Source organism: Kineococcus rubinsiae, from assembly GCF_011839805.1.
In the GTDB taxonomy this organism is placed as follows: Bacteria; Actinomycetota; Actinomycetes; order Actinomycetales; family Kineococcaceae; genus Kineococcus; species Kineococcus rubinsiae.
Genome location: NZ_VWPY01000006.1, coordinates 1 through 15339, shown reverse-complemented (window position 1 = coordinate 15339; position 15339 = coordinate 1). Strand labels below are relative to the sequence as shown.

At 75.8% G+C, this 15339-nt stretch carries 17 protein-coding genes and 1 pseudogene; 3 read left to right on the top strand and 15 right to left on the bottom strand.

Features of this window, described 5'->3' with window-relative positions:
• Nucleotides 1-2: 2 nt before the first annotated feature.
• From F1544_RS05385 to F1544_RS05345, 9 genes are all read right to left on the bottom strand, one after another.
• Nucleotides 3-500 carry a hypothetical protein gene (locus F1544_RS05385; protein ID WP_167583034.1) on the bottom strand — a complete coding sequence of 166 codons (498 nt, stop codon included), beginning with the start codon at nucleotides 498-500 and terminating at the stop codon, nucleotides 3-5.
• A gap of 7 nt (nucleotides 501-507) precedes the next feature.
• On the bottom strand, nucleotides 508-870 hold the full coding sequence (locus F1544_RS05380; RefSeq protein ID WP_167583031.1) for a response regulator: 363 nt from the start codon (nucleotides 868-870) through the stop codon (nucleotides 508-510).
• Between the two features lie 3 nt (nucleotides 871-873).
• Complete coding sequence (locus F1544_RS05375; RefSeq protein WP_208971341.1) at nucleotides 874-1410, bottom strand: chemotaxis protein CheX; 537 nt, start codon at nucleotides 1408-1410, stop codon at nucleotides 874-876.
• Complete coding sequence (locus tag F1544_RS05370; RefSeq protein ID WP_167583028.1) at nucleotides 1407-1790, bottom strand: response regulator; 384 nt, start codon at nucleotides 1788-1790, stop codon at nucleotides 1407-1409. The genes F1544_RS05375 and F1544_RS05370 overlap by 4 nt, the downstream gene beginning before the upstream one ends.
• Nucleotides 1787-2617 (bottom strand): CheR family methyltransferase, encoded by an 831-nt coding sequence (locus tag F1544_RS05365; protein WP_167583025.1) that lies wholly within the window; start codon nucleotides 2615-2617, stop codon nucleotides 1787-1789. Before F1544_RS05365 ends, F1544_RS05370 begins: the two co-directional genes overlap by 4 nt.
• Nucleotide 2618: 1 nt before the next feature.
• A complete protein-coding gene (locus tag F1544_RS05360; protein WP_167583022.1) occupies nucleotides 2619-3923 on the bottom strand; it encodes a protein-glutamate methylesterase/protein-glutamine glutaminase in 1305 nt (434 codons plus the stop codon).
• Between the two features lie 193 nt (nucleotides 3924-4116).
• On the bottom strand, nucleotides 4117-4902 hold the full coding sequence (locus tag F1544_RS05355) for a YcnI family copper-binding membrane protein (RefSeq protein ID WP_208971340.1): 786 nt from the start codon (nucleotides 4900-4902) through the stop codon (nucleotides 4117-4119).
• A 71-nt stretch (nucleotides 4903-4973) separates the two neighbouring features.
• Nucleotides 4974-5621: a hypothetical protein gene (locus F1544_RS05350; protein ID WP_167583019.1), complete on the bottom strand. Its 648-nt coding sequence runs from the start codon at nucleotides 5619-5621 to the stop codon at nucleotides 4974-4976.
• A 107-nt stretch (nucleotides 5622-5728) separates the two neighbouring features.
• On the bottom strand, nucleotides 5729-6649 hold the full coding sequence (locus F1544_RS05345; protein WP_167583016.1) for a hypothetical protein: 921 nt from the start codon (nucleotides 6647-6649) through the stop codon (nucleotides 5729-5731).
• Between the two features lie 259 nt (nucleotides 6650-6908).
• Between F1544_RS05345 and F1544_RS05340 the strand changes: the two genes are divergently transcribed.
• The 3 genes from F1544_RS05340 (at nucleotide 6909) to F1544_RS05330 (ending at nucleotide 9356) form a co-directional block, all read left to right on the top strand.
• The gene (locus F1544_RS05340) at nucleotides 6909-7682 is read left to right on the top strand and encodes a hypothetical protein (RefSeq protein WP_167582992.1); all 774 of its coding nucleotides are present in this window, start codon (nucleotides 6909-6911) and stop codon (nucleotides 7680-7682) included.
• Entirely contained in the window at nucleotides 7679-8491 is an 813-nt protein-coding gene (locus F1544_RS05335; protein ID WP_208971339.1) for a hypothetical protein, read from the top strand. Before F1544_RS05340 ends, F1544_RS05335 begins: the two co-directional genes overlap by 4 nt.
• An 85-nt stretch (nucleotides 8492-8576) precedes the next feature.
• Nucleotides 8577-9356: a hypothetical protein gene (locus tag F1544_RS05330; protein WP_167583010.1), complete on the top strand. Its 780-nt coding sequence runs from the start codon at nucleotides 8577-8579 to the stop codon at nucleotides 9354-9356.
• An 87-nt stretch (nucleotides 9357-9443) separates the two neighbouring features.
• Here F1544_RS05330 and F1544_RS05325 read toward each other — a convergent pair whose 3' ends face one another.
• The 6 genes and pseudogenes from F1544_RS05325 to F1544_RS05300 all read right to left on the bottom strand — a co-directional run.
• Complete coding sequence (locus F1544_RS05325) at nucleotides 9444-9878, bottom strand: chemotaxis protein CheW (protein WP_167583007.1); 435 nt, start codon at nucleotides 9876-9878, stop codon at nucleotides 9444-9446.
• Nucleotide 9879: 1 nt separating this feature from the next.
• Nucleotides 9880-12204 (bottom strand): chemotaxis protein CheW, encoded by a 2325-nt coding sequence (locus F1544_RS05320; protein ID WP_167583004.1) that lies wholly within the window; start codon nucleotides 12202-12204, stop codon nucleotides 9880-9882.
• Between the two features lie 137 nt (nucleotides 12205-12341).
• Nucleotides 12342-12974, bottom strand: a complete 633-nt coding sequence (locus F1544_RS05315; RefSeq protein ID WP_244307955.1) for a GTP-binding protein — start codon at nucleotides 12972-12974, stop codon at nucleotides 12342-12344.
• Nucleotides 12955-13404: a DUF742 domain-containing protein gene (locus F1544_RS23995; RefSeq protein ID WP_167583001.1), complete on the bottom strand. Its 450-nt coding sequence runs from the start codon at nucleotides 13402-13404 to the stop codon at nucleotides 12955-12957. Before F1544_RS23995 ends, F1544_RS05315 begins: the two co-directional genes overlap by 20 nt.
• Before the next feature lie 5 nt (nucleotides 13405-13409).
• A complete protein-coding gene (locus F1544_RS05305) occupies nucleotides 13410-13856 on the bottom strand; it encodes a roadblock/LC7 domain-containing protein (RefSeq protein WP_167582998.1) in 447 nt (148 codons plus the stop codon).
• A gap of 66 nt (nucleotides 13857-13922) precedes the next feature.
• Nucleotides 13923-15339: pseudogene (locus F1544_RS05300) on the bottom strand (hypothetical protein); the annotation flags it as partial.

Sequence of the window (15339 nt, the reverse complement as noted above, 5' to 3'; positions counted from 1 at the left end):
GCTCAGAACGTGACGATGCTGAGCGCCCCGCTGCCGTAGCGGGCGATCTTCACCGACAGGTCGAGGCGGCTGCCCGTGCGGGTGGCCATCTCGGTGACGTCGCTGCGCAGCACCTCGCCGGGGGCGTAGGCGGCGTGCAGCTTCAGGTGCGGAGCGCCGGGCACGTTGAACAGCGAGGCCAGGATGTTCAGCACCTCGGCGGCGTTCTCGTGCAGGTTCGTCGGCAGCTCGCCGTCCTCCAGCGCGGCCTCGCTGGCCCCGGGGGGCAGCAGGCCGATGGCGGCACCGGCGTGCGCGGCGAGCGCGAAGTCGAAGACCACGACCGCGGCGGAGCGCAGGTGGTCGTCGACGTAGAGGGCCACGGCCGCACCCGGCGCGCCGCCCACGGAGCAGGGCTTCCCCGGGGTGACCTCGACGTCGCGGCCGAGGAGGTCCTCGAGCAGGTTGCGGATCGCCAGGTTCGACGGCAGCGGGCTGATCACGGTCGTCTCGGTGGTCATCGCCGCATCACCCCAGCACCGGCTTGAGCGCCTCGGCGAACGCCTCGGGCGTGAACGGCTTGGCGATGAGGAAGAGCGCACCGGCCGCGGCGGCCTTCTCGCGCATCTCCTCGGAACCCTCCGAGGTGACGAACCCGAAGGGCACGTCCTGACCGGAGGCGCGGAGGTTGTGCAGCATCTCGATGCCGGTCGCCTCGGGCATGTTCCAGTCGGACAGGACCAGGTCGGGCTGCTCGGACGCGACGGCGTCGAAGCCCTCCTTGCCGTTCTCCGCCTGGACCACGTCCACCCAGTCGTAGCCGGCCTGCCGCAGCGTGCGGATGACGATCTGCCGCATCACGCGGCTGTCGTCGACCACCAGGGCCTTCATCTCTCAGTCCTCCTGTCCGGTGTCCGTTGAAGTGTGCTTGACGTGGCCTGCGACGGCCTGTGCGGGCGCGGCGAGCCAGACGACGAAGGTCAGCCAGTGACCCTGCCAGTTCGCGTCCAGGCGTGCCGCCTGGCGCGCCGCCGAGGACGGCAGCGGCTGGGCCGCGACGATGCCGGGCAGACCCAGCGCCCCCGCGTCCGGCACGAGCGCCTTGACGTTGCCGCCGACGATGTTGGCGATCTCGCCGAGGGCGTCGTAGACGTCCTCGTCGGTGAGCCCCTCGTCCTCCTGCAGGAGGGCGCCGGCGAGCGGGGCCGCGCCGGCCTTCTCGACGACGACGCTGACGAGGCCGGGGCGGGCGCCGGAGATCCCGACGCTGGCGCAGAGCACCGGGCCCTCGATGTCGTGCGGCTCGAAGGCCGGCAGCATCGGCTCGACGTGGCCGAAGTAGGAGGACCACATCGCGTCGACGATCTGCGACAGGGCCTCGTCCTCGACCGCGTCGGGTTCCAGGGGAGCTGTCTCGGTGGACTGGGTCACGCGCCCGCCACCTCCGGCAGCAGGCCCAGCAGCGCGAGCTTCTCCTCGAGCGCCTCCGGGGTGAAGGGCTTGATGAGGTACTCGTGCGCCCCCGCGGCCAGGGCCCGGACGATCTGCCCGTGCTCGGCCTCGGTGGTCACCATCATCATGGTCATGGCCCGGTACTCGCGGTTGGCGCGCACCTGGGTGACGAACGTGAGCCCGTCCATCACCGGCATGTTCCAGTCGACGGTCGCGAGGTCGGGCAGCGGCCCTTCCTGCAGGGCGGCCAGTGCCAGGGCACCGTCGGCCGCTTCCACCGTCTCGTACCCCAGCTTGCGCAGCGCGCCCGCGATGATCTTCCGCATGGCGCGGGAGTCGTCGACGACCAGTGCCCTCATGCCTGACCTCCGTTCTTGGGTCGGTGGACGGAGACCCGTCCGATCAGTTCCCGGTCCCAACCTTCATCGACACCGAGCGTGGTTTCTGCACCCCCGAGGAACAGGTATCCCCCGGGTCGTAGTGCCTTGCGGACCTTGGCCAGGATGCTGCGCTTGGTCTCGAGGTCGAAGTAGATGAGGACGTTGCGCAGGAACACCACGTCGAACTGCCCGAGCCCGGCGAAGGAGCTCGTGAGGTTCAGCTGCTGGAACTGCACGAGCTTGCGGATGGCGTCGTTCACCTGCCACTGCGTCCCGACCCGCGTGAAGTGGCGCACCAGCAGGGGCGCCGGCAGCCCGCGGTTCATCTCCAGCTGCGAGAAGCGCCCCGCCCTGGCCTTGTCGAGGACCTCGGTCGACAGGTCCGTGGCGATGATGTCGGCGCGCCAGCCCTCCGAGAGGAGGGAGTCGGCCAGCAGCATCCCCAGGCTGAAGGGTTCCTGCCCGGTCGAGCAGGCCGCGGACCAGACGCGGATGGACCGCGTCGAGGCGCGGGCCTGCTTGAGGGCGGGGACGACCGCGGTGGAGAACGCCGTGAACGGCGCGCCGTCGCGGAACCACGAGGTCTCGTTCGTCGTGAGGGCCTCGACGATGGCAGTCTGCGCCTTGCGGTCCGGGCGGATCCGCACGCCGTCGACGTAGGCCGAGACGTCGGCCGCACCGGCCGCGCGGGCCAGCGGCACGAGCCGCGACTCGACGAGGTACTCCTTGCCTGCTTCGAGGACGATCGCGCTCTCGCGGCGGACGAGCGTGCAGACCCACTCGAACGCTGTGGCGGTCAGGGCCATGTCACCACCTGCCTGGGGGGGTCTTGACCGGGGGGACGGTCGGTCGGAACGTCGACGGGCGCGTCGACGGGGCGGACGGAGCTGTGGTGGTGCGGGGCGGCAGGGCCGCTGTCCGGGGGCTCGAACCAGCGGGTGCCGCCGTCGCGGGGCGGGGAGGTGAGGCGGCGGGGAGGCGGGGCGGGACCGCCGCCGCCGGGCGGGTAGCGGCGGCGGGGCGCGCGGCGGGAGGCCGGCCCGCGGACCCCAGCCGGCGCTGGATGGCGTCGGGCAGGGAGCCGAGCGGGAGGACCTCGTCGGCGACGCCCTCGCGGGCCACCGCGCCGGGCATGCCCCAGACGACCGAGGTGGCCTCGTCCTGGACGAGGACCTGGCCCCCGGCGGCGGCGACGGCCTTGCAGCCGAGCTTGCCGTCGGAACCCATGCCGGTCAGGACGACCGCGAGCAGCTCCCCGCCGAACGCGGCGACCGCGGAGCGGATCATCACGTCGACGGCGGGGCGGCAGAAGTTCTCGGGCGGTCCCTGGTGCAGCCGCGTGACGAGCTGGGCCCCGCGGCGCACGACCTCCATGTGGTAGTCGCCGGGGGCGACGTAGACGGTGCCGGCCACGACGGCCTCGCCGTCGGTGGCCTCGACGACGCGCAGCGCGCTGACCTTGTCGAGGCGCTGGGCGTAGAGGCGGGTGAACACCGGCGGCATGTGCTGGGTGACCAGGACCGGGACGCCGAGGGTCGCGGGGAGCTTGGACAGCACGCTCGAGAGGGCCTCGGGGCCACCCGTCGAGGAGCCGATGACGAGCGCGCGGGGCGTCGCGGCCGCGGCGGCGCGGCTGCGCACCGCGATGGGCGCGGACGGGGCCGCGGCGACCGGGGCGGCCACCGTGAGCGGCTCGACGAAGTCGGGGACGAGCGCCTTGATCTTGGGGATGAGCTGCTGGCGGACGGACTCCATCGACTCGGCGACGCTGCCCACGTTGGCGGGCTTGGTCACGTAGTCGGACGCGCCGGAGGACAGGGCGTCGAGGGTCGCGGTCGCACCGCGCTCGGTGAGCGTGGAGAACATGACGATCGGCAGGCGCCGGTCGATCCGGCGGATCTCCCGGAGGGTCTCGAGGCCGTCCATGACGGGCATCTCGATGTCGAGGGTGACGACGTCCGGCTTCAGCTGCTCGAGCTTGCCCAGCGCGATCTTGCCGTTCTGCGCGGTGCCGACGACCTCCAGTGCGGGGTCGGACGCCAACACGTCCGTGACGAGCCGCCGGACGACCACGGAGTCGTCGACGACCAGAACTCTGATGCGCTGCCGCACGAGCCACCTGGCCTTCCTGCCGCGGCGTCCGCGCCGCGGGGCGTGCCGCCCGGGCGGGTGGCTCCCCTTCCATCGGCTCCGGGGCGCCGTCCCTGAACCCGGCGCGCCGGGAGCCGCTGCGCCGCAGCCCCGGCACGGGCGCGCACGACCCCCGCGGCCACCGCCCGGAGGGGTGACCGCGGGGGTCGCGGGGTCAGCCGCGGCGGGTGCGGCCGCGCACCGCGAGCGCCAGGGCGAGGACGCCGAGCGCGAGACCGGCCCCGCCGAGGACGCGCGCGAGGACGTCGGGGCCCTCCGTGGAGCCCGTCGTGGTGGCGCCCGCCGTGGTCGTGCCGGTCGTCGCCGCGACGGGCGAGGCGTCGTCGTCGGCGACGGCCGCGGTGGTCTCGAACTCCGGCGCGGGGCTCTCGGGCTCGGCCTCGCCCGGGGCCGAGGGCTCCGTCCAGGAGGACACCTCGCCGTCGGAGTAGGTCTGCACGGTCGGCAGCAGCACCCGGGTGCCCGCGGCGGGCAGCGGGCCGAGGTCCAGGTCGAACTCCTGGAACTGCCCGGGGGCGATGCCACCGCCCGGGTCCGCGGTCCACGTGACGGTGTGCGGCGCCCGGGTCACGGTCGCCCCGTCCGTCGTGACCGGGGTGGGCAGCGGGTCCTCGGTCACCTGGGCCGCCCACCCCGGGACGGGCTTGACCGCCACGAAGGAGAAGGGCGTGTCCTGCGGCAGCGTGAGGACGAGCCGCACCGTGGAAGCCGTGTCGGACTCGTTGGGCACCCGCACCGTCACGACGCTGTAGCCGCCGGCGGCCGTGGTGTCGGGGACGGCGTGCACGTGCGCCGAGGCGGGCAGGGCGGCCCCGACGAGGAGCAGCCCGCCGGTCGCGGTGGCCGCGAGGACGCGCGCGGCGCGGCGCCGGGGGGACGGGGACCGGGTGGGCAGGACGGAGGAGGGCAGGGTGGAGCTGGGCAGGGTCGAGCTGAGCACAGGGGTTCCTTCCGGGGGCGGCGGGGCCGCGGGGTTCGGGGAACCGCCCCACCCCGGCCCGGCCCGTGCGCCTAGGCGGCGAGGGCCCGGACCCGGGGCAGCGGGGCGGGAGGAGCGGGGGCGCGGCCCCCGGGCGGGCCGCGCCGCGGCGAGCGCCGCAGCAGGACGGGGCGCGGGCGACGCAGGACGGGCGCCACCGGGGCGGGCGCGCGGGTGGGCTCACCCAGCAAAAGGTGCAGGGCGGCGGGGACGGGCAGGTGCAGCGGCTGCAGCCACGCCCACCAGGTCCAGACGCCGCGCTCGGCGCAGGCCAGCACGCCGGCCGCGAGCACGGTGGCCACCACGTGGGTGGCGAGCATGATCGCTGAGGGGAGGGCCGCGGACGCGGTGCCGGGCGAGGTCTGGAGCGCGACGGGCGTCCACTCGGCGTGGTGGGCGGCGCCCACGACGGGCACGGTCTCGACCGCGAAGGCGGTGAGGGCGGCGTGGACCCCGGCCTGGCCGGCGCCGAGGGCGACGAGCAGCGCGGCGGGCGACAGGCGCCGGCCGGTGAGCAGCACGGCGGCGCAGGCGGTGACGACGAGCACGGCGCTCAGCAGCAGGGGGCCGGGCAGGACCCCGCCGCCCGCGACGTGCGCGGTGGAGGCGAGCGCGACGACGACGGTGGCCACGGCCGCGGCGCGGACGAGGCGCACCGCACCCCGGGCCGGCGACTGCACCCCGCCACGGTAGGCGAGGCGGTCCGCGGGCCGCCGGGCGGGACCGGTGGTGCGGGTCAGCAGGGTGGGGTCAGCCGGGCACCGCGCCGAGGGTCAGCGCGGGAGGGTCAGCGGGGGAAGGCCGCGTCCCACGGGCGGACGAGGACGTCGCGGGCCTCGCCGGGCAGCAGGTCGGCGACGACCTCGGCGTGCACGACCCCGCTCACGAGGTTCCAGAGGCCCGAGGCGCCGTCGGAGGCGTCGAGGCCGCCGGCGCGGAACGCGCGCACGGCGAGGAGCTGGGCGACGGCCGCGGTGCGGGTGCGCCCGGACAGGTGCACGGCCCAGGACGCCTCGTGGACCGCCCCGGCCCACTCGCCGCCGACGGCGCGGTCGCCCTCGGCCACCGCGCGCAGGCACGCGCGGTCGGTGCCGTCCAGGCACGCGAGGCGGTCGAGGACGGCGGCCACGCCCGCGGGGAGGTCCTCGTGCTCCGGCGCCGCCCGCCCGGCGAGCTCGCGGCAGGCGGAGAGGTAGGGCCCGGCGAGCGCGCGCCGGACCGCGTCGGGCAGCCGGTCGCCCAGGTAGGCGGACACGGCCGCGTCGGCGAGGACGTCGGCGGCGCGTGCGGCCGCCGCGGTGCGCAGGCCGGGGCCGCCCTCGACGGGCACGGTCCACGTCCAGTCCAGGACGTCGTGGTGCACGAGGCGGACGAGGGCGTCGGCGTCGGCGACCGTGCTGGCCTGCAGGACGCGGACCACGCCGGCCTCCAGGCGGTCGGCCACCTCGGGGTCGCCGTGCTCGCGCTCGAGCAGGCCGTTCGCGACGTCGGAGAGCACGTCGCCGATCGGGCGGACCGCGGCGACCGCGGCGTGCACGACCTCCCAGGCCGCGGTGCGGGCGTCGTCGTCGTGGCGGGAGGCGAGGACGTCCAGCTCGGAGGGACCCGCCTGCAGGGCGCGGATGAGGACGTCGGCGGCGGACTCCCCCGCCGGCAGGCGCACCAGGTCGAAGCCCAGCACGGGTGAGCTCACGAGCGAGTAGTGCATGCTGACGCGCCTCCTGGACCCCGGCCCCCCGGTCGGGCGGCGAGAGCCCCACCCTGACACCGGGGGTCGGGCCCGGCGAGGTCGTCTCACGCGTTCGGCCTCACGACTCACGCGGTTGCAGGGACGGACCGCGAACGGGTTGCTCCATCCGGGTGACGGAGCGTCCCCGGACGGCCCCGTCACCCCCGCGCCGCGGCACCCGGGGGACCGCGTGCGGCAACGGGCAGCGCGCCGGGCGGGACGGGCCTACCGTCGGGACGTGGACGTGCAGGACGATCAGGACGGCGACGAGGCCGTGGCCCCCGAGCGGGGATCCGTCGTCGCGTGGGTGCTGGCCGTGGCCGCCGCGGTCCCCGTCGCCGCCGCCGTGGAGACGGCGCGGCGCGTGATGACCGGGGCCCTGGACCGCGTCTACACCGCGACCTACGGCGGGTACCCCTCGCCGTCGGCGGGGCTGCGGCAGCGCTTCCAGTGGCTCATCTCCGAGGTGCCCGTCGGCTCGGCGCTGGTCGCCTCCACCGTCGGCGTGCTCGTCGTGGCGGCCCTGCACCTGAGCGGGCGGGAGCCGGGGCGGTGGCCGCGCGCCGTCGCCGCGGCCGTGGGGGCGGCGGTCACAGTGGCCGGCCTCGGCTTCGCGGCCGCCGTCGTCTACTACGTCGCCCGGCCGCCCGCCTCGACCCCCGCCACGGTCGCCTTCGTGAACCAGTACCCCGCCTTCGTGCAGTTCGCCCCGCAGCTCGCGGAGGTCGCGCTGACGGTGGTGCTCTCGGTGGCCGCCGCCGTCGCGCTGCTGCGCCGGCCCCGCGCGGTGCCCGGGCCGGTCGCGAGCCCGCAGGACGTGGTCCCGCCGGCCGCGGAGGCGGCCCCGGTGGTCGCGGCGCCGGCGAGCGCGCCCGCGCAGGCCTCCGCCGCCCCGCCAGAGCCCGCCCTGCCGGAGCCCGCCCCGCAGGACGCGGTGCTGCGGCCGATCGGTGCGGCCCTGCCGCGGCCGGACGGCGACGACTACGCGCTGTACCGGCGGCCGCAGCCGTGACCCGCGGCCCCGGGGACGACGACGGGGTGACCGGCGACGGCGTGGATCACGGCGAGGTCGCCGGGGAGGACCGGACCACCGGCCCGTGGGGGGCCTGGGTGCTCGTCCTCGCGACGGCGGCGCCGCTGGGCCTCTGGATCGACACGGCGCGGCGGGTCCTGACGCACGGGGTCTTCAACGGCCTGGAGTTCTTCCTCGGGCTGCCGGTGACCACGACGTTCGCGGGGCGCTTCGCCTCGATGCTGGTCACGGCGCCGCCGTCGGCGCCCCTGGGCTGCGCGGCCGTCGGCGTGGGCACGCTCGCGGCGCTCACCGTCGCGGGGCGGCCCGCGTTCCTCGTGCCGGTCGCCCTGGCCCGCCGGGCCGCCGCGGCCCTGGCCGCGCTCACGGCCCTCACCGCCGCGGCGTTCCTCGTCCTCACGGTCGTGTACCTGACGAAGCCGGCCGACCCGCGGACGGACCGCGCCACCGCCTTCGCCCCCGGCACGGCGGACGTGCCCGCCGCGGCCCCGACCACGGGCGTCGCCCTCTTCGTCCTGGCGGTCGGCGTGCTGGCGACCGTCGTGCTGCTGCGCCGGGACGCGGCCCCGCGCCCCGTCCCGGTGGAGCCGGACGCCCCGTCGGCCGCGGCGGCGGTCCCCGCCGCGGACGACTCAGCCCCCGAGGACCGCGCACCCGAGGACCGCGCACCCGAGGACCGCGCCGAGCGGGATCCCGGGCCCGGGGTGCCGGCCGCCGGGCCGCTCTCCGCGGACGCCCTCCCGCGTCCCGGCGCCGACGAGCTCGCCCGCTACCGGCGGCCGCGGTGAAACGGACCAGCTGACGTGGAGCGGCGGCGGTGATCGGAACGCCGGACACCCCCCGGCGGACCCCCGACGCGGCTAGCGTGCGGGGGTGGACGAGCAGCCGGAGGACGACGGACGCGGGCGGGTCCAGGGCGGCCTGGCGTGGGCCCTCGTCGGGGCGACCGCACTGCCCGTCGTGCTCTCGGGCGACGTCGCCCGCCGCGTCCTCGGGGGCGAGCTGGACTACTACTACGGCAACGGGGGCATCGAGCCGGTGACGCTCACGCAGCGGTGGGAGTCGCTGCAGTTCTTCGTGGCCCCCGAGACGGGAACGCTCGCCTCGGCCCTGGGCCTGGCGGTCGTGGCCGCGCTCGTCGTGGCGCGTCGGCCGGGCTTCCTGGTGCCCCCGCGCGCGGCCCGGTGGCTGGCCGTGGGGGTGGGCGCCGTCACCACGCTGGTCGGGCTCGGCCTGGTCCTGGGAACCCTGGCCTACACGGCCCGCGACGTGCCCGACGACGAGTCGGGCCTCACCGCCTCCAGCTCGGTGTCGGACTACCTGACGCTCGCGCCGCACTTCGGGGTGGCCGTGCTCGCCGTGGCGCTCGCGGCGGCCGCGACCGTCGTCCTGCTCCGGCCGCCCCCGCCCCTACCCACGCCCGCGGAGGACGCGGAGCGCGAGCCCGCGGCGGGGGCCCCGGTCTCCGCCGAGCCCGCCGAGCCGATCGAGGCGCCGGCCGTCGCACGCGACGAGGTGCAGCACCGCCCCCTCCGCGAGGAGGCCCTCCCGGGTGCGACCGCGGCGCCGCCCGCCCTGCTCCCCGACGTGCCGCGCCTGGAGCTGCCGCGGCTGCGCGAGGACGACCTCGTCCTCTACCAGCGCCCGCACTGACCGGGAGCCTCCCGCGGACGACGCAGGCCCCCGGCCGTCCCCCCCGAGGGGACGGCCGAGGGCCTGTGCGCGTTCCGTGACCCGACGTCAGGCCGGGGTGGCCTCGAGCTCGAGGACGCGGTCGACGTCCAGGACGAGCAGGAGCGCGTCGTCCAGCTTGTAGGCGCCGCGGATGAGCTCGCGGATCGGGCCCGACAGCGTGTCCGGCGGCGGCTCGAAGCTCGCGTCGGCGGCCTCGATGACGCCACCGATCGAGTCGACGAGCAGGCTCCAGACCTCGTCGGCGGCCCGGACGACGACGTTCATCGCGACCTGGCCCTCCTCGCGGTCCGGCAGCCACAGGCGGCGGCGCAGGTCCAGGGCGGTGACGACCTGGCCGCGGAGGTTGATGAGACCGCCGATGGCGGGCGGGGCGAGCGGGGCGGGGGTGCGGGGCTGCTCGGTGAGCACCTCCTGCACGCGCCGGACCTCGACACCGAACAGGTGCCCGGCGAGGTGGAAGGTGGCGTACTGCGTGGACACGTCAGACCCCCAGGCGACTGGATGCTGCGGCAAGCTCCTTCTGAGCCTGCTCGGTGAAGAAGTTCGGGTCGGCGGCCAGGATCGCGGCGCGCACGTCCAGCAGCTCCGTGACGCGGTCGCGGATGACCGCGGAACCGATCAGGCCCGCGTCGTCGATGTCGCTGTGCGCGTCCTGCCCGGAGACGATGTCGATGATCTCGTCGACGACGATCGCGACGCTGCGGCCGCGGGCCGAGTAGACGACACCGGGGACCGCGTCGAGCTCCGCCGCGCCCCTCGCGCCGCGGGAGGACCCGCCGAGGTGGTGGGACAGGCGGACCAGCGGCAGGATCTCGCCGCGGTAGCGGACGACCTCGCGGCGCCCGACGCGCTCGATGGAGTCGGTCTTGAACTCCTCGAGGCGGGTGACGACGTCGAGGGGGATCGCGACCCGGCGGTTGTCGCCGAGCCCGACCACGAGCAGGCGCTGGCCGTCGGCGACCGTGGAGGCCGCGGCGACCTGCTGGCCGGCGATGTGGTCGAGGCCGTCGGCGCGCATGGTGCGCCGGGCCAGGGACTGCACGTCGAGGATGAGGGAGACCCGCCCGTCGCCGAGGATGGTGGCGCCGGCGTAGCTGCCGATCGCCTTCAGCGCACCGGAGAGCGGCTTGACGACGATCTCCTCGGTGTCCAGGACGCGGTCGACGACGAGGCCGAACCGGCGGCCGTCGCACTCCAGCACCGCGATGACGAGGTTGGTGGGCAGTTCCGCGTCGGCGGGGCGCTTGAGCTCCAGCGCCTCCTCGAGGCGGATCAGCGGCAGCAGGACCCCGCGCAGGCGGTAGACCTTCGCGCCGCCGACGTCCTCGATCGCGTTGGCCATGCGGCCCGTGTCGAGGCTGACGAGCTCCAGCAGGTTCACCTGGGGCATCGCGTAGCGCTGGCCGGCGCACTCGACGGTCAGCGCCGGGACGATGGCCAGCGTCAGCGGGATCCGCAGGCGCCAGATCGTGCCCGCGCCGGGGGTCGACTCGACGTCGACGGAACCGCCGATGCGCTCGATGTTCGTCTTCACGACGTCCATGCCGACCCCGCGGCCGGAGACGTTGGTGACCTTCGCCGCGGTCGAGAACCCCGGCATGAACAGGAACTGCAGGATGTCGTTGGTGGTGAGGGTGTCCAGCTTGGCCTGCGTGAGCAGACCCTTCTGGACGGCCTTCGCGCCGATGACGGCCGGGTCGATGCCCTTGCCGTCGTCGCGGACCTCGACGAGGACCTGACCGCCCTCGTGGGCGGCCCGCATCTTCAGGGTCCCGACCTCGGGCTTGCCCGCGGCGAGGCGGACGTCCGGCGGCTCGATGCCGTGGTCGACGGCGTTGCGGACGATGTGGGTCAGCGGGTCCTTGACCGCCTCCAGCAGCGTGCGGTCGAGCTCGGTGTCGCCGCCCTCCATCTCCAGCTTGATCTTGCGGCCGAGCTGGCTGGAGAGGTCGCGCACGACGCGGGGGAGCTTGGACCACAGGTGGTCGATGGGCTGCATGCGGGTGCGCATGACGCCCTCCTGCATCTCGCTCGCGACGAGGTTCAGGCGGTGACAGGCGCGGGTGAGGTCCTCGTCGCGCAGGGCGCTGGCGCGCTGCAGGATCTGGTTGCGGGCCAGGACCAGCTCGCCGGCCTGGCGGACGAGGGACTCCAGGAGCTCCACGTCGACGCGGATGGTGGACTCGGCGGCGGAACCGGCCTGCGCGCGGGCCGTCTCGGGGGCCGCGGGGGCCTGCTCGGCGGGGGCGGCGGGGACGACGGCGACGGGCTCGGGGACGACCTCGGCGACGGGCTCGGGCACGACCTCGACGACGGGCTCGGGCTCGGCGACCACGGGGGCCGGCGCGGCGACAGCGGCGGCGGGGGCGACGTCGTCGGCGGTGCTGCCGGCACCGTCGGCGGGCGGCAGGACGGGCTCCTCGCCGTCGAGGACGGCGCGGATCGCGGTGACGACGAGGTCGACCTCGACGTCGCCCTCGACGCCGGTCTCCTCGATGCGGTTCAGCAGGGCGCGGACGGTGTCCACCATGCGCAGCAGGACGTCGGTCGTGCTGAGCGTCATGACCATCTGGCCGTCGCGCAGGCGGGCCAGGAGGTTCTCGCCGACGTGGGCGACGGCCTCGAGGCGGCCGAAGGCCAGGAACCCGCTGGTGCCCTTGATCGTGTGGATGGTCCGGAACACGCTGGAGAGCAGCTCGCGGGACTCGGGCTGCTGCTCGAGCGCCACGAGGTCCGAGTCGAGCTGGTCCAGGTTCTCGTAGCTCTCGACGAGGAACTCCTGGACGATCTCGTCCATGTCGTCCATGTGGGCCGCTCCGGATCTCTTCAGGCGTTCAGGGGGTCTGACTGCTCAGTGGCTCCATCGGCACCGCCTCCTCGGACCTGAAACGCCGCGAGGCCGGCTCCCCGGGAGGGGAACCGGCCTCGGCGTGGGCGGTGCGCTCAGCCGCCGGCGTTGAGCCGGGCCAGCGCGGTCTGCACGAGCGTGATGAGGCCGTGCTTGGTGGCGGCCCGGCTGCGCGCGTCGGTGTAGATCAGCGGCACGTGCGCGGGGACGGCGAGCGCGTCGCGGACGGCGTCGAGGTCGTGCTGGGCGATCCCGTCGAAGCAGTTCACGGCCACGACGAACGGGATGCCGCGGGACTCGAAGTAGTCGACGGCGGGGAAGCACTGGTCGAGCCGGTCGGTGTCGACGAGCACGACGGCGCCGATCGCGCCCTTGACGAGGTCGTCCCACATGAACAGGAACCGGTCCTGGCCGGGGGTCCCGAACAGGTACAGCCACAGGTTGCCGGGCAGCGCGATCCGCCCGAAGTCCATGGCCACGGTCGTCGACGTCTTGCGCGAGGAGTTCAGCCCGGCGTCGTCGACGCCGACCGAGTGCTCGGTCATGGCCGCCTCGGTGCGCAGCGGCTCGATGTCGGAGATCGACCCGATGAACGTCGTCTTGCCGACGGCGAACCCGCCGGCGACGACGATCTTCACGACGGTGGGGGCGACGGCCTGCGGCGTGACGGTCAGGCCGGAGCCGACCGCCGTCGCGGAACCGTTCGCCTCAGAGCGAGAAGATGCCATGCAGAACACTCTCCAGGACGCTGATGGTGGACGCGGGTTCGGCGGCCGCGGTGGCCGGGCGCACGCCGTGGACGCGGACGAGGCCCGCCTCGGCGAGGTCGCCGACGACGACGCGCACGACCGCCACGGGCAGGTGCAGGTGCGCCGAGAGCTCCGCGATCGAGAGGTACTGGCTGCGGGCCAGCTCGAGGATCCGGCGGCGTTCCGGGGTATGGGAGACGTCCGGGTCCGCGAGCGCCTCGACGAGCGCCTCGAAGGGCAGGTCCGCCGACGTCGGCCGGGTCCGGCCGCCCGTCAGCGTGTAGGGGCGCACGGAGGAACCGACGCGGTCGCCGTCGAGGTCGACCTCGCGGTGACCGTCGTGGTGACTGTCGGCGGGGTCGGCGGCCCGGCCGCCCGCGGCGGGTCCGGCGGTGCCGGGGAGGGTCACGGCAGTCACCACCGCGCCCCGGCCGGCGCCGAGGTGGGCAGCGCCGCCCGCATCTCCGACACGAGCTGCGGGGTCAGGACGGCCTCGCAGCGCTGCACCAGCATCGCCATCTCGTAGCCGATGAGGCCGACGTCGCAGCCCGCCTCGGCGGAGACGGCGAGGACGGAACCGTCGGAGATGTTGACGAGGAAGAAGAACGAGTCGTCCATCTCGATGATGGCCTGGCGGACGTCGCCGGCGCGCAGCTGGTTGGCGGCGCCGCGGGCCAGGCTGGAGACGCCCGACACGATCGCCGACAGCTGGTCCCCGGACTCGCGGTCCAGGCGGTCGGACATCGCCATGAGGAGGCCGTCGGCGGAGACGACGACCGTGTGCTGGACGCCCGCCGTGGAGCGGACGAAGTTGTCGAGCAGCCAGCTGAAGTCGGCGGCCTCGGTGCTCAGCGCGGTCACTGGGAAGGTCCTCTCCTGGGGCGGGTGGCGGCGGGGGCAGGCCGGGAACTCCTGCGGCGGGCGGGGTCAGTCATCGGCACCGTCGGTGCCGCCGTGCCGGGCTCCGGCCGGCTCGTGCTGAGCCGGTTCGTGCTGGGCCGGTTCGTGCTGGGCCGGCTCCTCCTCGGCCGTCGCGGGGCCGGTGCGGCCCCGCGACACCCCGGCCTGGAACCCCGAGAGCATCGAGCGGACGTCGGCGGGAGCCCGGCGCTGGCGCGACGCGGCGGTCTGCCGGACCGGCGCCGGGGCGGGCAGCGTCGTCGCCGCCTCGCGGCGGACGAGGGGCCGGAGCCCGCTCCCCCGCTCGGGGCTGAAGGCGGGTTCGGGGGCGTCGTCCTCCGCGGGCACCGCCTCGACGAGGGCCGTCCCGGCGGGCGCGAGGTCGGCGGGCTCCTCGTCGGGGGTGTCGTCGGTGGCGGTCTCGGCGGCCTCGGGCTCGGCAGGGGCGAACGGGTCGGCCGTCGCGGCCGCGGGGAACGGCTCCTCGGGCGCGTCGGTCACCTCGAAGGGGACCTCCACCGGCGGCGCGAGCGGGAACGCCGAGGCGAAGGGGGACGGGGCGAACGGGGAGGAGGCGGGGCCTTCCACCTCGACCGGGGCCGGAGCCTCGACGGGGGCGGGGGCCGGCGCGAACCGCCCGAAGAGGCTCGGCGCGTCCGTCGCGGGAACCTCGACGGCGGAACCCTCGGCGGCGGAACCGTCGACGGCGGAGGAGGCCTCGACCGGGATCGCGGTGACGGGCACCTCGGCGGTGGGGACGTCGGCGGCCGGGGCATCAGCGGTGGGGCGGAGCGGAGTCCGGTCGACCGGCGGCAGGAACGGTTCCGCCGGGCGGCCGTCGTTGCGCAGCGCCTCCGTGGCGGTCGGGCGGTGGCGCGCGGTCCAGAACGCCTCGGCCGACGTGCGCTCGGGGGTCGGGGAGTCCCGGACGTGGCGGGGCTTGCGGCCCTGCCGCGGCAGGATGTCCTGCGCCGCAGCCGAGCTGCGCGGCACCGACGGGGTGCGGCGCGGCATGAGGGCGCCGCCGTCACCGGTCGCGACCGGCGTGAACGCCTCACCGGCGAGCTCCGCCAGGTCGGGCAGGACGGGGGCGGAGTCGCTGCCGGGCACGGGGTCCAGCCCGGTCGGCACGGCCACCGGAGCGGCAGGGCTCGACTCGACGGAAGCGGTCTCGACGGGGGCGTCGGCCGGCGCGGCCTTGGTGCGGCCGCGACGCGAGGGCAGCCGCGACCCGCGGCCGGACTTCGCCGAGCCCTTCCCCCGCCCCTTTCCGGGACCCTCCCCAGCCGGTTCGACGACGTCGGGCGCGATGACCGGCGGGACGAGCAGCCCGGCCTCGGCCGCGGTCTCGCGCAGCGAGGCGGACAGGGCGTCGCCGAGCCCGGGGGCGGCGAGGGCGTCGGGGCCGGCGCCCGGGCGCGACGGCGAGCGGCGGGGCAGCGCC

Excerpts from the sequence above, each read along its gene's own strand:
- F1544_RS05385 (WP_167583034.1), bottom strand. The coding sequence starts at position 500 with ATGACCACCGAGACGACCGTGATCAGCCCGCTGCCGTCGAACCTGGCG.
- F1544_RS05380 (WP_167583031.1), bottom strand. The coding sequence starts at position 870 with ATGAAGGCCCTGGTGGTCGACGACAGCCGCGTGATGCGGCAGATCGTC.
- F1544_RS05370 (WP_167583028.1), bottom strand. The coding sequence starts at position 1,790 with ATGAGGGCACTGGTCGTCGACGACTCCCGCGCCATGCGGAAGATCATC.
- F1544_RS05365 (WP_167583025.1), bottom strand. The coding sequence starts at position 2,617 with ATGGCCCTGACCGCCACAGCGTTCGAGTGGGTCTGCACGCTCGTCCGC.
- F1544_RS05345 (WP_167583016.1), bottom strand. The coding sequence starts at position 6,649 with ATGCACTACTCGCTCGTGAGCTCACCCGTGCTGGGCTTCGACCTGGTG.
- F1544_RS05320 (WP_167583004.1), bottom strand. The coding sequence starts at position 12,204 with ATGGACGACATGGACGAGATCGTCCAGGAGTTCCTCGTCGAGAGCTAC.
- F1544_RS05315 (WP_244307955.1), bottom strand. The coding sequence starts at position 12,974 with ATGGCATCTTCTCGCTCTGAGGCGAACGGTTCCGCGACGGCGGTCGGC.